Origin of the sequence: Sphingomonas sp. 37zxx (assembly GCF_000786205.1) — a bacterium.
GTDB lineage: Bacteria > Pseudomonadota > Alphaproteobacteria > Sphingomonadales > Sphingomonadaceae > Sphingomonas.
Genome location: NZ_JROH01000023.1, coordinates 13860 through 35835 on the forward strand (window position 1 = coordinate 13860; position 21976 = coordinate 35835).

23 protein-coding genes are annotated in these 21976 nt (G+C 65.4%); 15 read left to right on the forward strand and 8 right to left on the reverse strand.

The genetic code is table 11. The features are described from left to right. The first annotated feature begins 47 nt into the window (after positions 1-47). Genes QU44_RS10530 through QU44_RS10545 form a run of 4 tightly spaced genes read left to right on the forward strand, consistent with a single transcriptional unit; the run spans position 48 to position 4376 of the window. Positions 48-2219, forward strand: a complete 2172-nt coding sequence (locus QU44_RS10530) for a primosomal protein N' (protein WP_033922108.1) — start codon at positions 48-50, stop codon at positions 2217-2219. Positions 2220-2262: 43 nt separating this feature from the next. After that, the gene (locus QU44_RS10535) at positions 2263-2466 is read left to right on the forward strand and encodes a type II toxin-antitoxin system VapB family antitoxin (RefSeq protein ID WP_033922109.1); all 204 of its coding nucleotides are present in this window, start codon (positions 2263-2265) and stop codon (positions 2464-2466) included. Next, positions 2453-2854 (forward strand): type II toxin-antitoxin system VapC family toxin, encoded by a 402-nt coding sequence (gene vapC, locus QU44_RS10540; protein ID WP_033922110.1) that lies wholly within the window; start codon positions 2453-2455, stop codon positions 2852-2854. Before QU44_RS10535 ends, vapC begins: the two co-directional genes overlap by 14 nt. A 22-nt stretch (positions 2855-2876) precedes the next feature. Continuing rightward, entirely contained in the window at positions 2877-4376 is a 1500-nt protein-coding gene (locus QU44_RS10545; protein WP_033922145.1) for a S1C family serine protease, read from the forward strand. Positions 4377-4554: 178 nt separating this feature from the next. Here the strand turns inward: QU44_RS10545 and ada are convergent, their stop codons facing one another. Together ada and QU44_RS10555 are read right to left on the reverse strand one after the other, a co-directional pair. Beyond that, complete coding sequence (gene ada / locus QU44_RS10550; protein ID WP_033922111.1) at positions 4555-5595, reverse strand: bifunctional DNA-binding transcriptional regulator/O6-methylguanine-DNA methyltransferase Ada; 1041 nt, start codon at positions 5593-5595, stop codon at positions 4555-4557. Positions 5596-5653: 58 nt separating this feature from the next. Next, positions 5654-6613: a hypothetical protein gene (locus QU44_RS10555; RefSeq protein ID WP_033922112.1), complete on the reverse strand. Its 960-nt coding sequence runs from the start codon at positions 6611-6613 to the stop codon at positions 5654-5656. Positions 6614-6836: 223 nt separating this feature from the next. On the opposite strand from QU44_RS10555, the gene QU44_RS10560 reads away from it, so the two are divergent. The 10 genes from QU44_RS10560 (at position 6837) to QU44_RS10605 (ending at position 15567) form a co-directional block, all read left to right on the forward strand. Next, positions 6837-7442: a F0F1 ATP synthase subunit delta gene (locus tag QU44_RS10560; protein ID WP_156141090.1), complete on the forward strand. Its 606-nt coding sequence runs from the start codon at positions 6837-6839 to the stop codon at positions 7440-7442. 2 nt (positions 7443-7444) lie between these two features. After that, positions 7445-8974 carry a F0F1 ATP synthase subunit alpha gene (gene atpA, locus QU44_RS10565; protein ID WP_033922114.1) on the forward strand — a complete coding sequence of 510 codons (1530 nt, stop codon included), beginning with the start codon at positions 7445-7447 and terminating at the stop codon, positions 8972-8974. Positions 8975-9076: 102 nt separating this feature from the next. Next, complete coding sequence (locus QU44_RS10570; protein ID WP_033922115.1) at positions 9077-9961, forward strand: F0F1 ATP synthase subunit gamma; 885 nt, start codon at positions 9077-9079, stop codon at positions 9959-9961. Continuing rightward, entirely contained in the window at positions 9961-10575 is a 615-nt protein-coding gene (locus tag QU44_RS10575; RefSeq protein WP_033922116.1) for a hypothetical protein, read from the forward strand. Before QU44_RS10570 ends, QU44_RS10575 begins: the two co-directional genes overlap by 1 nt. A gap of 25 nt (positions 10576-10600) precedes the next feature. Continuing rightward, the gene (gene atpD / locus QU44_RS10580; protein WP_197054294.1) at positions 10601-12037 is read left to right on the forward strand and encodes a F0F1 ATP synthase subunit beta; all 1437 of its coding nucleotides are present in this window, start codon (positions 10601-10603) and stop codon (positions 12035-12037) included. Between the two features lie 113 nt (positions 12038-12150). Then, the gene (locus tag QU44_RS10585) at positions 12151-12405 is read left to right on the forward strand and encodes an ATP synthase F1 subunit epsilon (protein ID WP_033922118.1); all 255 of its coding nucleotides are present in this window, start codon (positions 12151-12153) and stop codon (positions 12403-12405) included. A 122-nt stretch (positions 12406-12527) separates the two neighbouring features. Further along, positions 12528-14060, forward strand: a complete 1533-nt coding sequence (locus QU44_RS10590; RefSeq protein ID WP_081987979.1) for a CpaF family protein — start codon at positions 12528-12530, stop codon at positions 14058-14060. A gap of 330 nt (positions 14061-14390) precedes the next feature. Further along, a complete protein-coding gene (locus QU44_RS10595; protein ID WP_033922120.1) occupies positions 14391-14603 on the forward strand; it encodes a cold-shock protein in 213 nt (70 codons plus the stop codon). A 91-nt stretch (positions 14604-14694) separates the two neighbouring features. Further along, a complete protein-coding gene (locus QU44_RS10600) occupies positions 14695-14934 on the forward strand; it encodes a hypothetical protein (protein WP_033922121.1) in 240 nt (79 codons plus the stop codon). 198 nt (positions 14935-15132) lie between these two features. Continuing rightward, positions 15133-15567, forward strand: a complete 435-nt coding sequence (locus tag QU44_RS10605; protein WP_033922146.1) for a hypothetical protein — start codon at positions 15133-15135, stop codon at positions 15565-15567. A 42-nt stretch (positions 15568-15609) separates the two neighbouring features. Here the strand turns inward: QU44_RS10605 and QU44_RS10610 are convergent, their stop codons facing one another. From QU44_RS10610 to QU44_RS10635, 6 genes are all read right to left on the reverse strand, one after another. After that, entirely contained in the window at positions 15610-16110 is a 501-nt protein-coding gene (locus QU44_RS10610) for a low molecular weight protein-tyrosine-phosphatase (protein ID WP_033922122.1), read from the reverse strand. Next, positions 16107-16643, reverse strand: coding sequence for a superoxide dismutase family protein (locus QU44_RS10615; protein ID WP_231621709.1), 537 nt, complete (start codon positions 16641-16643; stop codon positions 16107-16109). The genes QU44_RS10610 and QU44_RS10615 overlap by 4 nt, the downstream gene beginning before the upstream one ends. Before the next feature lie 82 nt (positions 16644-16725). Continuing rightward, on the reverse strand, positions 16726-18927 hold the full coding sequence (locus QU44_RS10620; RefSeq protein ID WP_033922123.1) for a xanthine dehydrogenase family protein molybdopterin-binding subunit: 2202 nt from the start codon (positions 18925-18927) through the stop codon (positions 16726-16728). Continuing rightward, positions 18924-19877, reverse strand: a complete 954-nt coding sequence (locus tag QU44_RS10625) for an FAD binding domain-containing protein (RefSeq protein ID WP_033922124.1) — start codon at positions 19875-19877, stop codon at positions 18924-18926. The genes QU44_RS10620 and QU44_RS10625 overlap by 4 nt, the downstream gene beginning before the upstream one ends. Next, entirely contained in the window at positions 19874-20518 is a 645-nt protein-coding gene (paoA, locus tag QU44_RS10630; RefSeq protein WP_231621710.1) for an aldehyde dehydrogenase iron-sulfur subunit PaoA, read from the reverse strand. Before paoA ends, QU44_RS10625 begins: the two co-directional genes overlap by 4 nt. 80 nt (positions 20519-20598) lie before the next feature. Further along, positions 20599-21165 carry a PH domain-containing protein gene (locus tag QU44_RS10635; protein ID WP_033922149.1) on the reverse strand — a complete coding sequence of 189 codons (567 nt, stop codon included), beginning with the start codon at positions 21163-21165 and terminating at the stop codon, positions 20599-20601. A gap of 140 nt (positions 21166-21305) precedes the next feature. Here QU44_RS10635 and QU44_RS10640 point away from each other — a divergent pair, with 140 nt between their 5' ends. Next, entirely contained in the window at positions 21306-21956 is a 651-nt protein-coding gene (locus QU44_RS10640) for a YoaK family protein (protein ID WP_033922125.1), read from the forward strand. Positions 21957-21976: the final 20 nt, after the last annotated feature.

The following is a 21976-nucleotide window of genomic DNA, read 5'->3' on the forward strand; positions in this document are numbered from 1 at the left end:
AAGCCGGCCCTTCCCCCGGCGCGCGCAATCCCCGATATACCTTTGCAATGTCCTCCTCCCGCGCTCGCGTCATCGTCATGAATTCCGCGCTCGGCCCGCTCGACTATCGCGTGCCGCACGGGATGCATGTCGCGCCGGGGTCGATCGTTATTGCCCCGCTTGGCCCGCGCCAATTGCTCGGCGTTGCTTGGGAGGCTGAACGCCTCCCGACCGAGGAAATCGGCGACAACCGCCTGCGCAACCTGCTCGGCGTCGCCGATGCGCCGCCGATTCCGGCCAATCTGCGCCGGTTGATCGAATGGACCGCCGATTATTATCTCGCGCCGATGGCGAGCGTGCTGCGGATGGCGCTCGCCTCGACCTCGGCGCTCGAAGGGGCCAAGCTCGCGATCGAATATCGCGCCACCGGCCACGTCCCCGATCGCCTCACCCCGCAGCGAACCCAGGCGCTGGAGCGGATCGGCGACCGCCAGGGAATTATCCGCGAACTGGCAACGATCGCCGATGTCTCCGATGCGGTGGTGCGCGGGCTGGTAAAGGCCGGCGCGCTCGAGGGGGTCGAGGTTGATATCGACCATCCCTATCCGCTTCCCAACCCAGGCTTCGGCGCGCCCGATCTTTCGCCCGATCAGCAGGCGGTCGCCGCCACCGCCTGCGACGCGGTCGATGCGCGCGCCTTCCAGCCTTTCCTGCTCGACGGGGTCACCGGATCGGGCAAGACCGAGGTGTATTTCGAAGCGGTCGCCGCCGCGATCGCCGCCGAGCGGCAGACCTTGGTGCTGCTCCCCGAAATCGCGCTGACCGAACCCTTTCTCAAGCGGTTCCACGCGCGCTTCGGCTGCGAGCCGGTGGCATGGCATTCGGACCTTCGCCAATCGCAGCGCCGCCGCGCCTGGCGCGCGATCGCCAGCGGCCAGGCGCTGGTCACCGTCGGCGCGCGATCGGCGCTGTTCCTACCCTATCCCAATCTCGGGCTGATCGTGGTCGATGAAGCGCACGAAACCAGCTTCAAGCAGGAAGAGGGCGTCCATTATCACGCCCGCGACGTTGCGGTGATGCGCGGCAAGTTCGAGGGATGCCCGGTGATCCTCGCCACCGCCACCCCCGCGATCGAAACGCGCCAGCAGGTCGCGCTTGGGCGCTATGCCGAACTCAAGCTGCCCGGTCGCTATGGCGTCGCGCAAATGCCCGCGATCGAGGCGATCGACCTGCTGCGCGAGCCCCCCGATCGCGGCCGCTGGATCGCGCCGCGCCTGATCAAGGCGATCGACGAGACGCTGGAACGCGGCGAACAGGCTTTGCTGTTCCTCAACCGCCGTGGCTATGCCCCGCTCACGCTCTGCCGCACCTGCGGCCACCGCTTCCAATGCCCCCATTGCACCGCCTGGATGGTCGAGCACCGGCTGATCCGCCGCCTCGCCTGTCACCATTGCGGCCATGTTATCCCGACCCCGCGCGCCTGCCCCGAATGCGGCGAAGAGGAAAGCCTGGTCGCCTGCGGCCCCGGCGTCGAACGCATCGCCGACGAAGCAATGGCATTGTGGCCCAATGCCAAGGTCGCGGTGGTCACCTCGGACACGATCTGGTCGCCCGCCAAGGCCGCCGAGTTCGTCAACCGGATGGAGGCGCGCGAGATCGACATCGTCGTCGGCACGCAATTGGTGACCAAGGGCTATCACTTCCCCAATCTGACATTGGTGGGCGTGATCGACGCCGATCTCGGCCTGGCGGGCGGCGATCTGCGCGCCGCCGAGCGGACCTTCCAGCAGATCATGCAGGTCGCCGGACGCGCGGGGCGCGGCGAAAAGCCCGGCCATGTCTATATCCAGACCCACGAGCCGACCGCGCCGGTGATGGAGGCATTGGTGTCGGGCGACGCCGAAAGCTTCTACGCCGCCGAAACCGAAGCGCGCCGCGATTCGGACACCCCGCCCTTTGGCCGCTTCGCCGCGATCGTGGTGTCGAGCGAAGACAAGGACGCAGCCCTCGACACCGCGCGCGCGCTGGGCCGGGCCGCGCCGCGAATCGACGGCATGGAAGTGTTCGGCCCCGCCCCCGCGCCGCTGGCGATGCTCCGCGGCCGCCACCGCTTCCGCCTGCTGGTCCACGCCAAGCGCGCGTTCGACGTGCAGGACGCGATCCGTGCGTGGTTGGGCGGGGTCGATTGGTCCGCAAAGGTGCGCGTGGTGGTCGACGTCGATCCCTATAACTTCTTGTGACGCCGAGTGCCGATGTGTATGATTTGGCCAAAGGATACACATCATGCGCACCAACGTCGAAATCGATGACGAGTTGATGGCCAAAGCCATGGCCGCGAGTGAGGCGACCACCAAGCGCGAGGTGATCGACGAGGCGTTGCGCACCTATGTCCGGCTCAAGAATCAACGCAGTCTTTTGGCGTTGAAGGGCACGGTGAAGTGGGAAGGTGATCTGGACGAGATGCGGCAAAACCGTGATCTTCGTTGATTCGAACGTCTGGATCGACTTTTTCGACGCCAAGCCGACGTTGCAGGCGCTACGACTGGAAGCACTGATCGGTTCGCACGAAATATGCACCGGCGATTTGGTGCTCGCCGAAGTCCTCCAAGGCATCGCAGACGACCGGATGTTTGAACGCACGCGCCGTTTGCTCACGACGATACCCATTATTGGGGTGTGCAGCGCCGCAATCGCGGTGGAAGCCGCGCGAAACTATCGGCTTTTGCGCGCGATGGGGATCACGGTACGCCAAACCATCGATACGCTGATCGCCACGCGGTGCATCCACAACGACCTGCCTTTGTTGAGCCGCGACCGCGATTTCTTGCCCTTTGTCGAACATCTCGGCCTGCGCGACGCGATGGCGGCGGGTTGATCGCCGCGCTATGGCCGCAGCCATGAACCGGCTCCTGCTCCTCGTCGCGACGCTCTTCGCGTTGGTCGCCACCCCCGCCCGCGCCGACGACATTTCCGCCGCCGGGCGCGGGGTGGTGCGGATCGTCACGATCGCGATGGTCGAGGATGAAGTGGTCGGCTTCGGCCACGGATCGGGCTTCGCGGTGGGGCCGAACCGTATCGTCACCAACGCGCATGTCGTCGAACTGGCGGCGCGCTATCCCGGCGATGTCGTGATCGGCGTCGTGCCGTCGGAGGGTGATCGCTCGTTCCAGGGGCGGCTGATCGCGGTCGATCCCAATCGCGATCTGGCGCTGATCGAATTCAGCGGCGCGGGCCTGCCGCCGCTCGCGCTCTACACCGGCCCGGTCACCGATGGGGAGTTGCTGGTGTCGCTCGGCTATCCGGGCAATGTCGATCTGGCGACCGCGCAATCCTCGGCCGATTTCATCACGCCATTGTCGCCGGTGCGCTCGCAGGGCAATTTCGCCGGCCTTCGCAGCCTGGCGGGAACGCAGGTGCTGCTCCACACTGCCGGCATCGCGCGCGGCAATTCGGGCGGGCCGCTGCTCGATCGTTGTGGCCGGGTGGTCGGGGTCAATTCGGCGATCACGCGCGCCGATGACGGCGATTCGGGCTTTGCCTTCGCGATCGCCAATGCCGAGCTGGCCACCTTCCTGCGCGAAGCCGGGCAAAAGGTGCAGATCGTCGGTGGCGGCTGCATCGGCATGGAAGAGCGGCTCGCCAGCGATCGCGCAGCCGACGCCGCCGAAGCCGAACGTGTCGAACAAGCCGCTGCACGCGCCGAAGCCGCCCGCGCCGCCCAGATCGTCGCCGCGCGCGAGCAGGCCGAACTGGCCCGCGAAAATTACATGGCGATCGCCGCCGTGCTGCTGGTGTTGGGCGCATTGCTGGTCGGTGCCGCCGGCTTGCTGGAAACGCGCGGACAGCGCCGCTGGGCGATCGGACTTGGGGTGGCGGGGGTGCTGCTGATGCTGGGGGCGGTGCTGGTGTTCCTGCTTCGCCCAGCCTTCGACCCCGAACGCGCCGAAGCCGGCCTGCCCGTCAAAGACGCAGCCGCTGCTGTCGATGATGCACTCGGGGCAATGGTCTGCACCATCGTGCCCGATCGCAGCAGGGTGACCGTGTCCGACACATCCGATGTCAATCTGAATTGGGGTGCCGATGGCTGCATGAACGACCGCACCCAATATGCCGAGGCGGGCAATGGCTGGGAGCGGATCCTGGTCCCCGCCAATGAACAAACGGTATCGGTACTCGCCTTCAATCCCGCGACGCGCACCTACACCAACAGCCGCTATCTGCTGTCGGCCAGCCAGATGGCGGGCGCGCGCCGCCTGCGTGCCGAGGTCGACCTCAAGACCTGCGCCCCCGAAAGCGGCCCCCGCGCCAATCTGGCCACGCAGCAAGCCGCGATCCGCGCCACGCTGCCGCCGCTGCCCAATGAACGCCTGGTCTATCGTTGTTCCCCGCGCGGTTGATACCAAGGTTCATCGACGTGAACCTATCCTCAGCGGGATGACTCTAACGCTGATCCAGCGGTCGTCTCTTGTCGTCATTCCCGCGAAGGCGGGAATCCATACTCCAGTGCAGTGGTTATAGATTCCCGCCTTCGCGGGAATGACGACAAGAAGCCTCCAGGCCCTTAGTCCAAGCCGCCTATTCCACCCCCTCGCGCCGCCGCAGCGCCAGCTTGCGATCCAGGCCATAGGCATAGCCGCCCAATGTCCCATCGCTGCGCAGGGCGCGGTGGCAGGGGATCACGACCGCCACCTGATTCGCGCCGCACGCCGTTCCCGCCGCGCGCACCGCGCCGGGATTGCCCGCAGCGGCGGCAAGCTGGGCATAGCTTCGCGTTTTGCCGGGCGGGATCGCGCGCAACGCCCGCCAAACCGCCTCCTGAAACGCAGTGCCCTGCACATCCACCGGCAAATCACGATCGAGCCCCGGCAGCTCGACCTGCGTCACCACCTCCGCCGCCAGCCGAGCCAGCGCCGCATCGCCCGCGGCGATCGTCGCATGCGGGAAGCGTTGGCGAAGCGCGGCTTCGTCCTCGTCGAACGATACCCGGCACAGCCCCTTTTCGGTGGCGGCCACCAGCATCAGCCCCAGGCTGGTGTCGGCAAGCGTCCAGCGTATCGTCACCCCCGCGCCGCCGCGCTTCCAGGCGCTGGGCGTCATGCCCAATCGATCCCCGGCGGATTCGTAAAAGCGGCTGGGGGCCGAATAACCCGCCGCATAAATCGCATCGGTCACGCGCGCCTCCTCCTGCAACGCCGCCACTGCGCGCGTCGCCTTCAGCCCGCGGGCATAAGCGGCGGGGGTTACGCCGGTGGCGCGCTTGAACAGCCGGTGAAAATGATGCGGCGCATAGCCCACCGCCGCCGCCAGCGACTCCAGCCCATCTGGTGCCTCTTCGCCGCTGAGCAGCGCCACCGCGCGCGCCACCGCCACCCGATCGCGCCCCACTTCGTCGGGCTTGCAGCGAAGGCAGGCGCGAAACCCCGCATCGCGCGCTTCGCGCGGATCGCGGTAAAACACCACATGTTCGCGCAGTGGCCGCCGCGCGGGGCAGCTCGGCTTGCAATAGATCCGCGTCGTCGTCACCGCGACGATCACCCGCCCGTCATAGGCTCGGTCGCGCGCATCGAACGCCGCCCAGGCGCGATCGTCGGTGATGTGGAAGCGGGTGTTGCTCATGCCGCTACTTTAGACGGGTGCGCGCTGCGGTACATCCCGGCGCTTGCCGCCAAAGCGATCAGCCGCCGCGCGCACCCGCCCGTGCTGCCGCCCGCTCATCGGCATCGGCGCGCGCGGCCATCGTCGCTTCCACCCGCGCCAGCGCATCGCGAATATCGCCGCCGCGCGGATCGAGGATGTTGGCAGCGATATAGGTCGCACGCGCTTCCTCCAGCGCATCGCGCGATTCGGCGCATAGCGCCTGGTTGAATACGATCGATGCATGGCCGGGCATCGCGACGTCGATCGCATCGAATTCGGCGCAGGCGGCGGGCAAGTCGCGCTGGGTCAGGCGAATGGCTTGTTTGAAGCGCTCGCCCATCGCCTTGTCCATGCCCTTGCGCCCCTCGCGAAAGCGGACACTGATCTGCAAAGCACGCGGGGTCACATCGTCGCTGACATCGCCGGCGATCGTGGCGATCAGCGCCGCCACCCGCTCCTCGACGCCCACCGGGCTGCTGTCGCCCGGGCACCAGCTCACTTCCTCGACCAGCGGATGCTGCGCCGAATACAGAATACGGCCATCGGCATTGCCGACCACGCGCAAATCGGCGCGAACGCTCACCACCCGGCGGCGGCAATCCAGCTCGACATTGCCGCGCTTCTTACAGTCCTTATCGGTGCCCTCGATGCAGCGGTTGCGCTGGAGCTTCACCCGGTTTTCCTGCACGTCCGACGTCATGACGCCCTCGATCACGCCATCGGCCTCGGCCCCGCCACGCCGCCGCCCGGCGAGCAGATCGAAATGCGGCCGGCCATCGGGGCCGGGCCGCGAAAGGGCGCGCTCGATCGCCATTGCCAATTGCATGCCGTCCTGTCCGCCGACCGGCCCGATCGCCAGCGAATCGAGCATCGCCACCGCGCGATTGCCCGCCGGCATTTCGGCAACCACGCCAACACTTTCGGCCAGCGCGCTCTGCCCCAGCCCAATCGCCAGCCCCAGCGCACCCAGCGCCGCCGTCATCGTCCGTCCACCCATGATGGTTCCCCCACGCCCCAGCTCAGGCCAGATCAGACGGTTTTGCCCAAATCGATCCCGTTTTCAACGGTTCCCCATTTCAGCGGCAACGCCCCGGTTGGGGCATCCGCACGCTCGCAAGCGCAGCCAGATGTGTACGCGCGCATGGCTTGCGAAACCTGCCACCCGATGCTAGCAGCCCGCCAACCCATCAGGGCCGCATCCCTTGCGGCCCCGTTTGTGCATGGGGCCAATTCTAGCTCCCAATGAGGAACCCGATCGCGTGGAGACTTCCAGCGGTACTTCAGCCAGCATCCAGGCCAGCCTGAGCGGACGCTATGCGACCGCGCTGTTTTCGCTGGCGCGCGATGCCAGCGCGATCCAGCAGGTCGAGGCGAGCCTTGCCACCATTCGTCAGGCACTGGCCGAATCGGCCGATTTCAAGCGGCTGACCACCAGCCCGCTGCTCGGCCGGATCGAGGCGGGCAACGCCATCGCCGCCGTCGCGCCGGTGCTGGGGCTCGATCCCACCACCACCAAGTTTCTCGGCGTGCTCGCGCAGAATCGTCGCCTCGGCGCGCTGCCTGCGATCATCGCCACCTTCCGCGATCTGGCTGCACAGCATCGCGGCGAAATGACCGCACAGGTCGTCTCGGCCCACCCGCTTACCGACGATCAGGTCGACGCGCTGAAGCAACAGCTTCGTGCCCGTGTCGGTCGTGACGTCGCGGTCGACCTTTCGGTCGATCGCTCGCTGCTCGGGGGCCTGGTGGTCCGCATCGGCAGCCAGCGTATCGACAGCTCGATCAAGACCCGACTCAACACCCTCGCGCACGCGATGAAAGGCTGACAATGGATATCCGCGCCGCAGAAATCTCGAAGGTCATCAAGGACCAGATCGCCAGCTTCGGCACCGAAGCAGAGGTCAGCGAAACCGGCCAGGTGCTCAGCGTCGGCGACGGCATCGCGCGCATCCACGGGCTCGACAACGTCCAGGCGGGCGAGATGGTCGAATTCTCCAATGGCGTGCAGGGCATGGCGCTCAACCTCGAGGCCGATAATGTCGGCGTCGTGATCTTCGGGTCGGACTCGGAGATCAAGGAAGGTGACGTCGTCAAGCGCACCGGCACGATCGTCGACGTGCCGATCGGCAAGGGCCTGCTTGGCCGCGTCGTCGATGGCCTGGGCAATCCGATCGACGGCAAGGGGCCGATCGTTTCGGACCAGCGCAGCCGAGTAGAGGTCAAGGCACCCGGCATCATCCCGCGCACCTCGGTGCATGAGCCGATGCAGTCGGGCCTCAAGGCGATCGACGCGCTCGTCCCCGTCGGCCGCGGACAGCGCGAGTTGATCATCGGCGATCGCCAGACCGGCAAGTCGGCAGTGGCGATCGACACCTTCATCAACCAGAAGGCAGCAAACGCCGGCGACGACGAAAAGAAGAAGCTATACTGCGTGTATGTCGCGGTCGGCCAGAAGCGCTCGACCGTTGCCCAGCTCGTCCGCACGCTCGAAGAAAACGGCGCGATGGAATATTCGATCGTGGTCGCCGCGACCGCGTCGGACCCCGCCCCGCTTCAGTTCCTCGCGCCCTATACCGGCACCGCAATGGGCGAGTATTTCCGTGACAACGGCATGCACGCGCTGATCGTGTTCGACGATCTGTCGAAGCAGGCGGTCGCTTATCGCCAGATGTCGCTGCTGCTTCGCCGCCCGCCGGGCCGCGAAGCCTATCCCGGCGACGTGTTCTATCTCCACAGCCGCCTGCTCGAGCGCGCTGCCAAGATGTCCGACGCATTCGGCGGCGGCTCGCTGACCGCGCTGCCGATCATCGAAACCCAGGCGGGCGACGTTTCGGCGTACATACCGACCAACGTGATCTCGATCACCGACGGCCAGATATTCCTTGAAACCGATCTGTTCTTCGCCGGCATCCGGCCTGCGATCAATGTCGGCCTGTCGGTCAGCCGCGTCGGCTCGGCGGCACAGACCAAGGCGATGAAGAAGGTCGCAGGGTCGATCAAGCTCGAGCTCGCCCAGTATCGCGAGATGGCGGCGTTCGCGCAGTTCGGTTCGGACCTCGATGCCTCGACGCAAAAGCTGCTCAACCGCGGCGCACGGCTGACCGAGCTGCTCAAGCAGCCGCAGTTCCAGCCGATGCCGTTCGAGGAACAGGTGGTGTCGATCTTCGCGGGCACGCAAGGCTATCTCGATTCGATCCCGGCTGCGGACGTCGTTCGCTACGAACAGGCGATGCTGACCGAGATGCGTTCGAGCCACAGCGATGTGCTCGCCGCGATCCGCGACAGCAAGGATCTGAAGGACGATGTGCGCGACCGCCTGAAGGACGCGCTCGCCGCGTTCGCCAAGACGTTCGCTTGAATCCAGTGCGTTACCCCGGCGAAAGCCGGGGTCCAGGGCCGCAAGCACGCGGTCCGCAGCACAAGACCCCAGCTTTCGCTGGGGTGACGGGGTAGGAATAGCATGGCCTCTCTCAAGGCGCTGAAACTGCGGATCGGGTCGGTCAAATCGACCCAGAAGATCACCAAGGCGATGAAGATGGTCGCCGCCGCGAAGCTGCGCCGTGCGCAGGAAGCGGCTGAGGCCGGTCGCCCCTATGCCGAGCGGCTCGAAGCTGTCGTCGCGCGCCTCGCCGCCAAGGTCGCGGGCAGCGACAATGCGCCGCTGCTGCTGTCGGGCACCGGCAAGGACGATGTCCATCTGTTCGTCGTCGCGACCAGCGACAAGGGCCTCGCCGGCGCATTCAACAGCAACATCGCGCGGATGGCCCGCCGCCGCGCGCAGGAGCTGATCGCGCAGGGCAAGACGGTGAAGTTCTACACCATCGGTCGCAAGGGTCGCGCGGTGCTGAACCGCATGTTCCGCGACCAGATGGTGCATGGCATCGAGCCGGGCGACCTGGGCAAGCTCAAGTTCGACGATGCGCGCGGCTATGCCGATGATCTGATCGCGCGCTTCCAGGCGGGCGAGTTCGACGTCGCTCATCTGTTCTATGCCACGTTCAAGACGGTGCTGACGCAGGAGCCGACCGAGCTGCAACTGCTCCCGGTCGCGATCCCCGCTGCCAAGGCTGCTGCCGACAATGACGGCGGCGCGGTGATGGAATATGAGCCCGACGAGGAATCGATCCTCGCCGATCTGCTGCCGCGCGCGATCGCGATCCAGCTATATCGCGCGATCCGCGAAAATGCTGCCTCGGAACAGGGCAGCAAGATGACCGCGATGGACAATGCCACGCGCAACGCCGGCGACCTCATCAAGCGGCTGTCGATCGAATATAACCGCGCCCGCCAGGCAGCGATCACGACCGAACTGGTCGAGATCATCTCGGGTGCCGAGGCGCTTTGATGCGATCGGTACTCGTCCTTGTGTGCGCGGCGGTGCTGGCGGGGTGTAACACCCAGCCGGCGGAGCCGACCGTGCTTGAGAACGAGGCGCAGATTGCCGCGACCGCCGCCACGATGCGCGGTTGGGACCGGCTGTTCAACGTGCCGACCGAAACGATCGGTCGCGCCAACCAGTTCGGCTTCCGCGCGCCGGCTTATGCCGCCGACGGCCCGACCTTCCTGTCCGAAGGCGCACCGATCACGCTGTCGCAATCCGACGCGGCAAAGCCAAACACCGGCATTTTCGAGGCGGCTGGCACCACTTCACAGGCAATCGAGCGCGTGGCCTTCACGCTGCGCATCACCGATCCCGCCAACGCCGACACCGCCAAACAGCGCTTCACCGACATGATCAAGGCGTTCCTGTCGCAATATGATCTGCGGGACGACGAAGCGCTCGAGCCGATCGCCAGCGAAACCGCCTCCGACGCCGCGATCGCCGGGCAGCAAAGCTCGATCGCCATCGCCCCCGGTGACGGCGACACCCGTACCATCACCGTGACTTTTACTCGCCCGGCGACTATCACGCCGGACATTCAGCCAGCCCAAGGACAAGCAGATGGCAACCGTGCCTGAAATGATTCGCCCCACGACCGAGGGCATGACCAACAATGTCGGCCGCATCAGCCAGGTGATCGGCGCGGTCGTCGACGTGACGTTCGAGGATCAACTGCCCTCGATCCTGTCGGCGCTCGAAACCGATAATAACGGCAACCGTCTGGTGCTCGAAGTCGCGCAGCATCTGGGCGAAAACACCGTCCGCACGATCGCGATGGACGCGACCGAGGGTCTGACCCGCGGCCAGCGCGTCGTCGATACCGGCGCGCAGATCCGCGTGCCGGTCGGCCCCAAGACGCTTGGCCGCATCATGAATGTCATCGGCGAGCCGATCGACGAGCGCGGCCCGATCGGTCACGAAATGACCGCCCCGATCCACGCCAAGGCTCCCGACTTCGTCGACCAGTCGACCGAAGCCGCGATCCTGGTCACCGGCATCAAGGTCATCGACCTGCTCGCGCCCTATGCGCGCGGCGGCAAGATCGGCCTGTTCGGCGGTGCCGGCGTCGGCAAGACCGTGTTGATCCAGGAACTGATCAACAACATCGCCAAGGGGCATGGCGGCGTGTCGGTGTTCGCCGGCGTCGGCGAGCGTACCCGCGAGGGGAACGATCTGTACCATGAATTCCTCGACGCAGGCGTCATCGCCAAGGATGCCGATGGCAATCCGCAGTCCGAGGGTTCGAAGGTCGCGCTGGTATACGGCCAGATGAACGAGCCTCCCGGCGCCCGCGCCCGCGTCGCGCTGTCGGGTCTGACGATGGCCGAATATTTCCGCGACGTCGAAGGGCAGGACGTGCTGTTCTTCGTCGACAACATCTTCCGCTTCACCCAGGCGGGTTCGGAAGTGTCGGCGCTGCTCGGCCGCATTCCTTCGGCCGTGGGCTATCAGCCGACGCTGTCGACCGACATGGGCGCGCTGCAGGAGCGGATCACCTCGACCAACAAGGGGTCGATCACCTCGGTCCAGGCGATCTATGTGCCTGCCGACGATCTTACCGATCCTGCGCCTGCCACTTCGTTCGCGCATCTCGATGCCACGACCAACCTCAACCGCGCGATTTCGGAGCTGGGCATCTACCCGGCGGTCGATCCGCTCGATTCGGTCAGCCGCGTGCTCGAGCCGCGCATCGTGGGGCAGGAGCATTACGACACCGCCCGCGCGGTGCAGGTGACGCTGCAGAAGTATAAGTCGCTGCAGGACATCATCGCGATCCTGGGCATGGACGAGCTGTCGGAAGAAGATAAGCTGACCGTCAGCCGCGCGCGCAAGATCCAGCGCTTCCTCAGCCAGCCCTTCCACGTCGCCGAGGTCTTCACCGGCATCCCCGGCAAGTTCGTGCAGATCGAAGACACCGTCCGCAGCTTCAAGGCGGTGGTGAACGGCGAATATGATCACCTGCCCGAAAGCGCCTTCTACATGGTCGGCGGCATCGACGACGCGATCGCCAAGGCCGCCAAGATGGCCGAAGAAGCCTAAGCCTGATACCCCTCCCGCTTGCGGGAGGGGTTAGGGGAGGGCATGTTTCCGCCCGCCCCAAAGACACTCCCTCCCCCGACCCCTCCCGCAAGCGGGAGGGGGGAGATCCAGAAATGCCCCTGCACTTCGAACTCGTCACCCCCGACCGCCTCGTCCGCAACGAAGCGGTGTACATGGTCACTGTCCCAGGCACCGAGGGCGATTTCGGCGTGCTCGAAGGCCATGCGCCCTTCATGTCGACGATCCGCGACGGCGACCTGCTGGTGCAAAAGATCGCCGGCGGCGCGGCCGAGACGATCCGAATCGAAGGCGGCCTCGCCGAAGTCACCACCCGCGGCCTGACGATCCTCGCCGAAAAGGCGGCGTAACCCGCATCGCGCCGGCGGCGTGGGTGGCGGTCCGCCGCTCGCCTGCCGCCAAATGGTTAGGTAATTGTCAAACCTTGCAGTTTAGGCCGGTCGGGTAACCCCGAACGGGCAAGGGAATTGGCATGAGTGCATTCGGCCGGCGTAACGGCATGAGTGGTGGTTCGGGCGGCAGGCCAGCCTTTGGCGTAGCACGCCCGATGCAGGCACCCGGCGGCCATCGCGACCATGATTCGGCCGTTGGCGGCGATCAGTTTCCCCCGATCGAATCGATCCCGCTGCCCGGCAGCGCTTTTGAAGATGATATGGCCTCGGGCCTCAACGGCGATGCCATGCAGCGCCTGGCCGATCGTCAAGCCACCTCGGGCGATCAGGGCAGCAGCCGGGTCGAAGGCTTCGAGTCGTCGATCCACCGGATCAAGGAACAGGTGCTGCCCCGCCTGCTCGAACGGGTCGATCCCGAAGCCGCGGCAACGCTCACCAAGGACGAGCTTGCCGAGGAATTTCGCCCGATCATCGGCGAAGTGCTTGCCGAACTGAAGCTGACGCTCAACCGCCGCGAGCAATTCGCGCTCGAAAAAGTGCTGGTCGACGAACTGCTCGGCCTGGGGCCGCTTGAAGAACTGCTCGCCGATCCCGCGATCAGCGACATCATGGTCAACGGCCCCGAACAGACTTTTATCGAGCGGAAGGGCAAGCTCGAGCTCGCCAATATCCAGTTCCGCGACGAGGAGCATTTGTTCCAGATCGCCCAGCGAATCTGCAACTCGGTCGGGCGCCGGGTCGATCAGACCACCCCGCTCGCCGACGCTCGGCTCAAAGACGGCAGCCGCGTCAACGTGATCGTGCCGCCGCTGTCGCTGCGCGGCACCGCGATCTCGATTCGTAAATTCAGCGCCAAGCCGATCACGCTCGACATGATGGCGCAGGGCGGATCGATGTCGCAAAAGATGGCGACCGCATTGAAGATCGCCGGGGCCTGCCGCTTCAACGTCGTCATTTCGGGCGGCACCGGCTCGGGCAAGACGACGATGCTCAACGCGCTGTCCAAGATGATCGACCCCGGCGAGCGGGTGCTGACGATCGAGGACGCCGCCGAACTCCGCCTGCAACAGCCGCACTGGCTCCCGCTCGAAACCCGCCCGCCCAATCTGGAGGGCCAGGGTGAGATCACCATTCGCGACCTCGTGAAGAACGCGCTTCGTATGCGTCCCGACCGCATCATCCTGGGCGAAATTCGCGGCTCCGAATGTTTCGATCTGCTCGCTGCGATGAACACCGGCCATGACGGGTCGATGGCGACGCTTCACTCCAACTCCCCGCGCGAATGCTTGGCGCGCATGGAGAACATGGTGATGATGTCCGACATCAAGGTGCCAAAGGAAGCGATCAGCCGCCAGATCGCCGATTCGGTCGACCTGATCATCCAGGTGAAGCGCCTGCGCGACGGTTCTCGCCGCGTCACCAACATCACCGAGGTGATCGGCATGGAAGGCCCGGTGATCGTCACCCAGGAATTGTTCAAATTCGAATATATGGACGAGAGCGCCGACGGCAAAATCATCGGCGAATATCGCTCGATGGGGCTGCGGCCCTACACGCTGGAAAAGGCCAAGATGTTCGGCTTCGACCATGCGATGCTCGAGGCGTGCCTTTAACCTCCTTATCCCCTTTCCCGAAAGAGAGGGGGGATTGCGCGCTTCTTCCTAAAGCCATCGCTCGCTTGCGGGAGAGGGTTGCGTGAGGGCCTTCTTCTTGTACCTCCACATCGCTCAAAAACCCTCACCGCCGCGGCCAGGGGCCGCCCGCAAAAAAGGGAAAGCCCCCCGCCATTGCCAAAACGGGTATGGTGATCTACATAGGGATAGCTACAGTCGCAAATTGACGGTGAATGGTGCTTTGCGGCTCCTGTTTCCTTCTTTCCCTGCCCCTTAAGCGCCGGACGTCCCGGCAGTCGGGTCGCCCTACAAGAAAGAAAGGATGCACTTATGAGCATCACCGGAACCGTAAAGTTTTTCAACGCCGACAAGGGCTATGGCTTCATCACCCCTGATGGCGGTGGCCAGGACGCATTCGTCCACATCAGCGCAGTCGAGCGTGCGGGTTTTTCGACCCTGCGTGAGAATCAGCGCGTCAGCTATGAGCTCGAAGCCGGCAAGAGCGGCAAGTCGAGCGCAGTGAATCTCGAAGCAGCGAGCTGAACTGTCGCGGCGGGTGGCGCGGCCTTCGGGCTGCAGCCGCCCGCTGCACATGCTGCAAAAACCTACCCGCTTACGTGAAGGAACATCTCCCATGGCAAGCGAACCCAGCTATTACCGTGCCCAGGCAGCGCTTGCAGAAGCCGAAGCCGATGGCGCGATGCTCGACAATGTCCGCGATCGCCACATGCGATCAGCCCAGGCATTTAATCAAATGGCCGAGCGACAGGAAAAAGTCGCGGTCATGCGCGCCGCGCGCGAAGCCGCCAGCGGCTCGAACGCCCCCGGCGCTCCCTACCCCCAGGAAACTACCCTTGAATCGCATACCGACTGAATTTCGTTTCTCTTCGCTACCCACCGCTTGCCGGTCGATCCGTTCCCCGGCCGTTATCCGCGCCGCCGAATTACGCAGCCAAAGGGCAATTGCCCGCGCTGCAGCGATCGAAGTCCTCGGCTGATTTAACCCACCGGCGCAACCTTCCACCCTGTTCCTGCATTTCATTGTTCTACCCGGACAATAAAGGAATAGATGATGCGTGGACTTACACTGGCGACCGTCGCCGCAGCGACATTGGTCGCGGGCTGCGCAGGCGGCATGGGCGGCGGTCTTGGTGGCCTGGGCGGCTTTGGCGGCAATAACGGTTATGACTATAACCGTCCCGATCCGGCATATGGCGGCTATGAAGCCGACCGTTATTATCGCGAAAACCCCCGCGCACAGCCGCGCCGCCTGGGTGCCAACGATCGCGTCTATCGTGGTCGCGACAATCGCTATTATTGCCGCCGCAGCGACGGCACCACTGGCCTGATCATCGGCGGTCTTGCCGGCGGTACGCTGGGCAGCATCATCTCGCCGGGCGGTTCGTCGTTGCTGGGTGCCTTGCTTGGCGGGGCGGCTGGCGCAGCCGGTGGCCAGGCGCTGGATCGCAACAGCAATAATAACAACAACAACGTGCAGTGCCGCTGAGCCGGTAACCCGATCGGGCGGCGACCTCGCCGCCCGGTTGGCCTATGCGCGCTCGGTCGCTGCCGTCAGCAGGTCGGCAATCGCCTCGGCAGCCGCCTGCACCTCTTCCCAGGTCGCGGCAAAGCCATCGGCGTCGCCGAAATAGGGATCGATCACCCCCTGCCCTTCGCGCCCCGGCACATGATCGAGCAGCAGCGACAATCGCGCCCCACCGCCCGCCGGACGGATCTCGCGCAGGTCAGCCAAATTCTTGGCATCCAGCGCGACGACATGGTCATAATCGTCGAAATCGGCGGCCCTCACCTGCCGCGCGCGATAGCCCGAAATATCGATCCCGCGCGCCTTGGCCTCGGCACGTGCGCGCGGGTCGGGGGCACTGCCGACATGCCAATCGCCCGTGCCCGCCGAATTGACCCGTATCGCGATGCCGCGCGCCTCGGCCACTTGCCGCAGAGCCGCCTCGGCCAGCGGCGAGCGACAGATATTGCCAAGGCAAACGAACAGCACCGATGGTGCTGCCCGCGATACAGGTTCCCGGTTCATTCGGCGCGGAACACGCCGCAGGCGATCCGTCCGCCGCTATTACCCGAAGGATCGGTCTTCATGTCGTCAGGCCCGGCATGGATCATCATTGACGAGCCATCGCCTTCGAGCAGACCCGCCATCGTCGCGCCGGCCAGAATATAGGTCAGCTTGCCGCTGCCATCGCTGGCGACGTCCAGATTGGGCGCGTCGCCGACATGCGGGCCGGCAGGGTTCTGCATGCCGTGCTGCTTGCCGGTGGGGTTCCAATGGCCACCAGCGGTTTCGAACGCCGGCGCATCGCAGCGGCCAATGGTGTGAACATGCGCGCCATGCGGCCCCGGTGGCATCATCTTGCCATTTACCGTCAATTCCAGCCCGCCGGTGGTCTGCGTCGCGGTCGCGGTGCCGACCATCTGGCCATTGGCGGTGATCAACTGCGCCGTCGCGCCCGCGCCCTCACCGGCCGTGCCGCTGCTGGCGCCGTTCATCGCACAGCCGCCCAGCGCCAGCGCCAGCGCGCCCATTGCCGTCAACATCATGAATTTCATCATCGCGAATCTCCCTCGGTAAATCTGGATACCAGCCGAATGGCTGGGGCGAGTGCGGGTTCCCGCCCCGCCCCGCTCAACCCGTTCATGCGTCGTAGCGCGGCAGGCCCGGCAATATCTTGTCCATCGTGATCGGAAACTCGCGGACCCGAACGCCGCAGGCATTGTACACCGCATTGGCCACCGCCCCGCCGACGCCGCAAATGCCCAATTCGCCAACGCCCTTGGCCTTGATCGGCGAGGATTTGTCGTCGAGTTCGTCGAGGAACACCACGTCGATATCGGGAATATCGGCATGCACCGGCACATGATATTCGCCAAGGTCATGGTTGACGAAATAGCCGAAGCGCTTGTCGACCACGCATTCCTCCATCAGCGCCGCGCCGATGCCCATCGTCACCCCGCCAAGGCACTGGCTGCGCGCCGCAACCGGATTGATGATCCGCCCCGCCGCACATACCGACAGCGCCCGCCGCACCCGCACTTCGCCGGTGTGGATATTCACCCCCGCCTCGATGAAATGCGCGCCAAAGCCCGCCTGGGCATATTTCTCGGTCAGGTCGCCAAAGGTCGCCTCGCCTTCGGCCACCACGCCATCCGGCCCGGCAGCCTCGCCCAGCGATATGCTGCGCCCGCCGGCGATGATGTTGCCGCCTTCGAACACCACCTCGGCGCTGTTGAAGCCCGCCTTTTGCGCCAGCGCCGCGCGCAGATTCTCACAGGCATAATATAGCCCCGCCGCCGCCGAATTGGCGCCCCATGAGCCGCCCGACCCCGCCGATTTGGGGAAGTTGCTGTCGCCCAGCCGCACCTGCACCCGCTCGATCGGCAGGCCCATCATCTCGGCCCCCACCGCCGCCAGCACGGTATAGCTGCCGGTGCCGATATCGGTCATCTGCGTCTCGACGATCAGCATGCCGTCGCTGCCCATCCGCACCCGCGCGCCCGATGGCATCACCAGATTGTTGCGCAGCGCCGATGCGACGCCGATCCCGATCAGCCAGTCGCCGTCGCGCACTTGGCCCGGCTTGGCATTGCGCTGGTCCCAGCCGAACTTCTCGGCCCCGGTCCGGAGGCATTCGACCAGCATCCGAGTCGAAAATGGCCGCGACGGCCCGACAGAGGGATCATATTGCACATCATTGGCGATGCGGAACGCCACCGGGTCCATGCCGATCTTTTCGGCTAGCTCATCGACCGCGCTTTCGAGCGCCAACAGCCCCACCGCCTCCCCCGGCGCGCGCATCGCCGCGCCCCGCGGCAGGTCGAGCACCGACAATCGCGTCTCGATCAGCCGGTTCTCGCCGCCATACATCAGCTTGGTCTGTTCAGAGGCGTTTTCGGACGATTCGCCCGGCAAGTTGCCCGACCACGTCATATGCCCAACCGCAGTCAATTTGCCGTCGCCGTCCGCCGCCAGCCGCACCCGCTGGATCGTCGCGGGGCGATGGCTGGTGTGGTTGAAGATTTGCGGCCGGGTCAGCGCGACCTTGACCGGTCGTCCCAATTGCCGCGCCGCCAGCGCCGCCAGGATCGGATCGCTGTACAGATATAATTTCGACCCGAAACCCCCGCCGACATAGGGGGTGATCACCCGCACGTCGCTCTCAGGGATTTGCAGCGTGGCGGCGATGCCGCGCGTCGCCCAATGGACGATCTGGTGCGACGTCCGCACCGTCAATTTGTCGCCCTCCCACAAGGCGATCGACGCCTGCGGCTCCATCATCGCGTGCGATTCATCGGGGGTGGTATAGGTTTCGTCGACCTTGAACCTGGCCTTGGCAAAGGCACCGGCGAAATCGCCCTTGCGCACATCGGGGGCACCGCGCACCGGCTCGCCCTGATCCTTCACCTGCGCCAGCTCGAATGCGCCCTTGACCTGGGCATAGTCGATCCGCACCAGATTGGCCGCCGCGCGCGCCTGTTCAAAGGTTTCGGCGACCACGAACGCGACTGACTGGTCGAAATGCTTGATCTCCGGCCCCTGCAATTGCGGCACCGCGCCGCGCCCGCTGGTCGCCTGTTTGGGTACGTTCTGATAGGTCAGTACCAGCAGCACGCCCGGCGCAGCCTCTGCCTCGCGCACGTCGATCGCGGTGATCCGCCCCTTGGCGATGCCCGCACCGCGCATGACGCCATAGGCGACGTTCGGCCCGACATCGTGATATTCATAGGCATAGGTCGCACGCCCGGTGACCTTCAGGGGCCCTTCAACTCGGGTATGCGGCTGGCCGACCACCCGTTCCTGGTCGATCGGATTGATCCCTGCGGGGGTATCGAACTTCATGCCTGATGCTCCTGCGCGCGGGCCTCGGCAAGCGTGGCGGCGAGCGTTCGCTCGGCCAGCGGCAGCTTGAAGGCATTTTGGGATGTGGTCTTGGCCCCGGCAAAGGCGGCGGCGGCGATGTCGCGCGGAGTGTTGAGCGCTTCGGCAGCCTCGACGCGCCACGGCTTCGCGCCGATCCCGCCAAAGGCGATCCGGCGGCCATTTTCATGCTCGATCAGCGCCACCGACACGATGGCAAAGGCATAGGACGCGCGGTCGCGCACCTTGCGATACAGATGCCGCCCGCCCAGTGGCTTGGGCAATGTCACCGCGGTAATCAGCTCACCGGGCTTCAGCATCGTTTCGATATGCGGGCTGTTGCCCGGCAGCGTGTGGAAATCGGCGATCGGGATCGACCGCTCATTGCCGTCCGCGCCCAACGTCTCGATCACCGCATCTAGCGCGCGCATCGCCACCGCCATGTCGGAGGGGTGCTGCGCGATACATGCATCGCTCACCCCCATCACCGCCAGATTGCGGCTGAACCCGCCGATCGCGGCACAGCCCGATTCTGGCACCCGCTTGTTGCATGGCTTGGTGGTGTCGTAGAAATAGGGGCAGCGCGAACGTTGCAGCAGATTGCCCGCGGTCGTCGCCTTGTTGCGAAGCTGCGGCGACGCGCCCGACAGCAACGCGCGCGACAGCACCGCATAATCACTGCGGATTCGCGAATCGGCGGCAAGCGCGGTGTTGCGTACCAGCGCGCCGATCCGCACCCCGCCTGCATCGGTGCGCTCGATCCGGTCGAGCTTCAGCCGGTTGATGTCGATCAGCGTCGATGGCCGCTCAATGTCGAGCTTCATCAGGTCGAGCAAATTGGTGCCGCCCGCGATGAACTTGACGCCCGCGCCGGTCGCCCCCGCCGCTGCCTGTTTCGGCGCGGTCGCGCGGGTGTAGGTGAACGCCCTCATGCGCCCTGCCCCTGTACGTCACGGATCGCCGCAACGATGTTGGGATAGGCTGCACAGCGACAGATATTGCCGCTCATCCGCTCGCGCACCTCGCTATCGCTGAACGCCACCTTGTCGAGGTCGGCGGTCACATGGCTCGGGATACCGTCCTTGATCTCCTCGAGCATGCCCACCGCCGAGCAGATCTGCCCCGGCGTGCAATAGCCGCACTGGAAGCCGTCATGGACAATGAACGCCGCCTGCATCGGGTGCAGCTTGTCGGGGGTGCCAAGACCCTCGATCGTCGTCACCTCGTCGCCGTCATGCATGACGGCCAGCGTCAGGCAGCTATTGATCCGCTGCCCATCGACCAACACGGTGCAAGCGCCGCACTGCCCATGATCGCAACCCTTTTTGGTGCCGGTCAGCTGCATATGCTCACGCAGCGCGTCGAGCAGCGTGGTGCGCGGATCGAGCGTCAGGCGCTGCTTGCGGCCATTCACCGTCAGCATCGTCGCCACCGGCGTGATCGGTGTTGCCTTGATCGGCGAATCCTGCGCCACCAACGGTCCCGCTCCCATCACTGCGGCACCCGCCGCGCCACCCGCCAGCACACCGCGCCGCGTGACGCCGCCCATTTCCCGATCACCCTGCATCGCCATCCCCGCTCCATGCTTGACCTGCATCTACGCAGGTCGCCCCAATAGGCTCCGCTTGCGACTGGTTCGCACGTCGCCGCGCTTCAGCGAAGCCCGCCGCCCTGTTTCATCGCATCTTCCAACCGCAACAGGCTATCCCGGATTTCGGTCAGCAACTCGTGGCTCGAATCGATCGCCCCCGGCTGTTTTTCAAACGAGGTCAGCGCATCGCGCTGCGCCAATATCTGGTCGCGCACCTGCCGCGCATCGATCAGCCCGACCAGATCGGCGTCGGACTGTCCGGTGGCGGCATTGCTTTGGCCAGCGGTTTCGATCCGCAGCTGCAACAGCCCGAATGCCGACAACAGCGGGCCTTCGCGGATCGAAATGTCCTGGATTTTGTCGAGCGGGATCGTCAGCTCGCGGCGAAAGACCAGCCCTTTGCCGACGATCACGTTTCGCTCGGTCAGATCGCAGCGGAGCGCCGCATGATAGCGCCGTATCCATATCGGCCCGATCACCAGCCAGAACGGCAATAGCGGGATGCCGACGATCGTCAGCACCACCGCCATGGTCCAATAGGCGAGCATATAGATCCGCAACTTGGGGCTGAACGCCCCGTGCAGCAGGATGCGGGGTTCGGTTCGAGTCGTTGTGGCTTGGGTGGTCATGGCACGCATCGCCCGAAGCTGGATCAGCCTCGCCCAAAGCGCAAGCAAAGCATGCAGCCATGGTCGCCGCCCAGCAGCGGCCTGCCCGGCGCGGCCATATAGTGCTACCTTTCCCGCATTTCGGCCCTAAGCCTTGGGCCATGCGCCGCTACCAAAATCGGCATCGCCTGTTGGCGATTAGCCTCGCGATCCTGGCGGGCTTTGTCGACTCGCTGGGGTTTCTGAAGCTCGACGGCATGTTCGTGTCGTTCATGAGCGGCAATTCCACCCGGATCGCGGTCGGCTCGGCGACGTCGGTGCATGGCAGCCTGTTCGCCGGTGCCTTGATCGCCGCCTTCGTCGTCGGCGTGATGGCGGGGACCCTGGCGGCCTCCGGCGGGGGGCGATGGCGCAAACCCGCCGTGCTGGCGCTGGTTTGCGCGATCCTGCTTCTCGCCTGCCTTGCCGAATGGCTGGTCGCGGTGCCGGGCCTGGTCACCTTGCTGATGGCTGCGGCGATGGGGGCCGCCAATGCCGTGTTTCAGCGCGATAACGAAGTCAGCGTCGGCGTCACCTATATGACCGGCACGCTGGTAAAGGTCGGCCAGCATCTGGCGTTCGCCATCACCGGCGGCCCGCGCTTCGCCTGGCTGCCCTATCTGCTGTTGTGGTCGGGGCTGATCGTCGGCGCGATCGCTGGCGCGCTCGTCTATCCGCTGCTTGAACTCAAGGCGTTGTGGATCGCGGTCGCGGGCGCGCTGTCGCTCCTCCTCTGGTCGGCGCGGATGGGGCCGCTGCCAGCAACTCCCTGAGCCAGCGGTCGCAAGCCCCG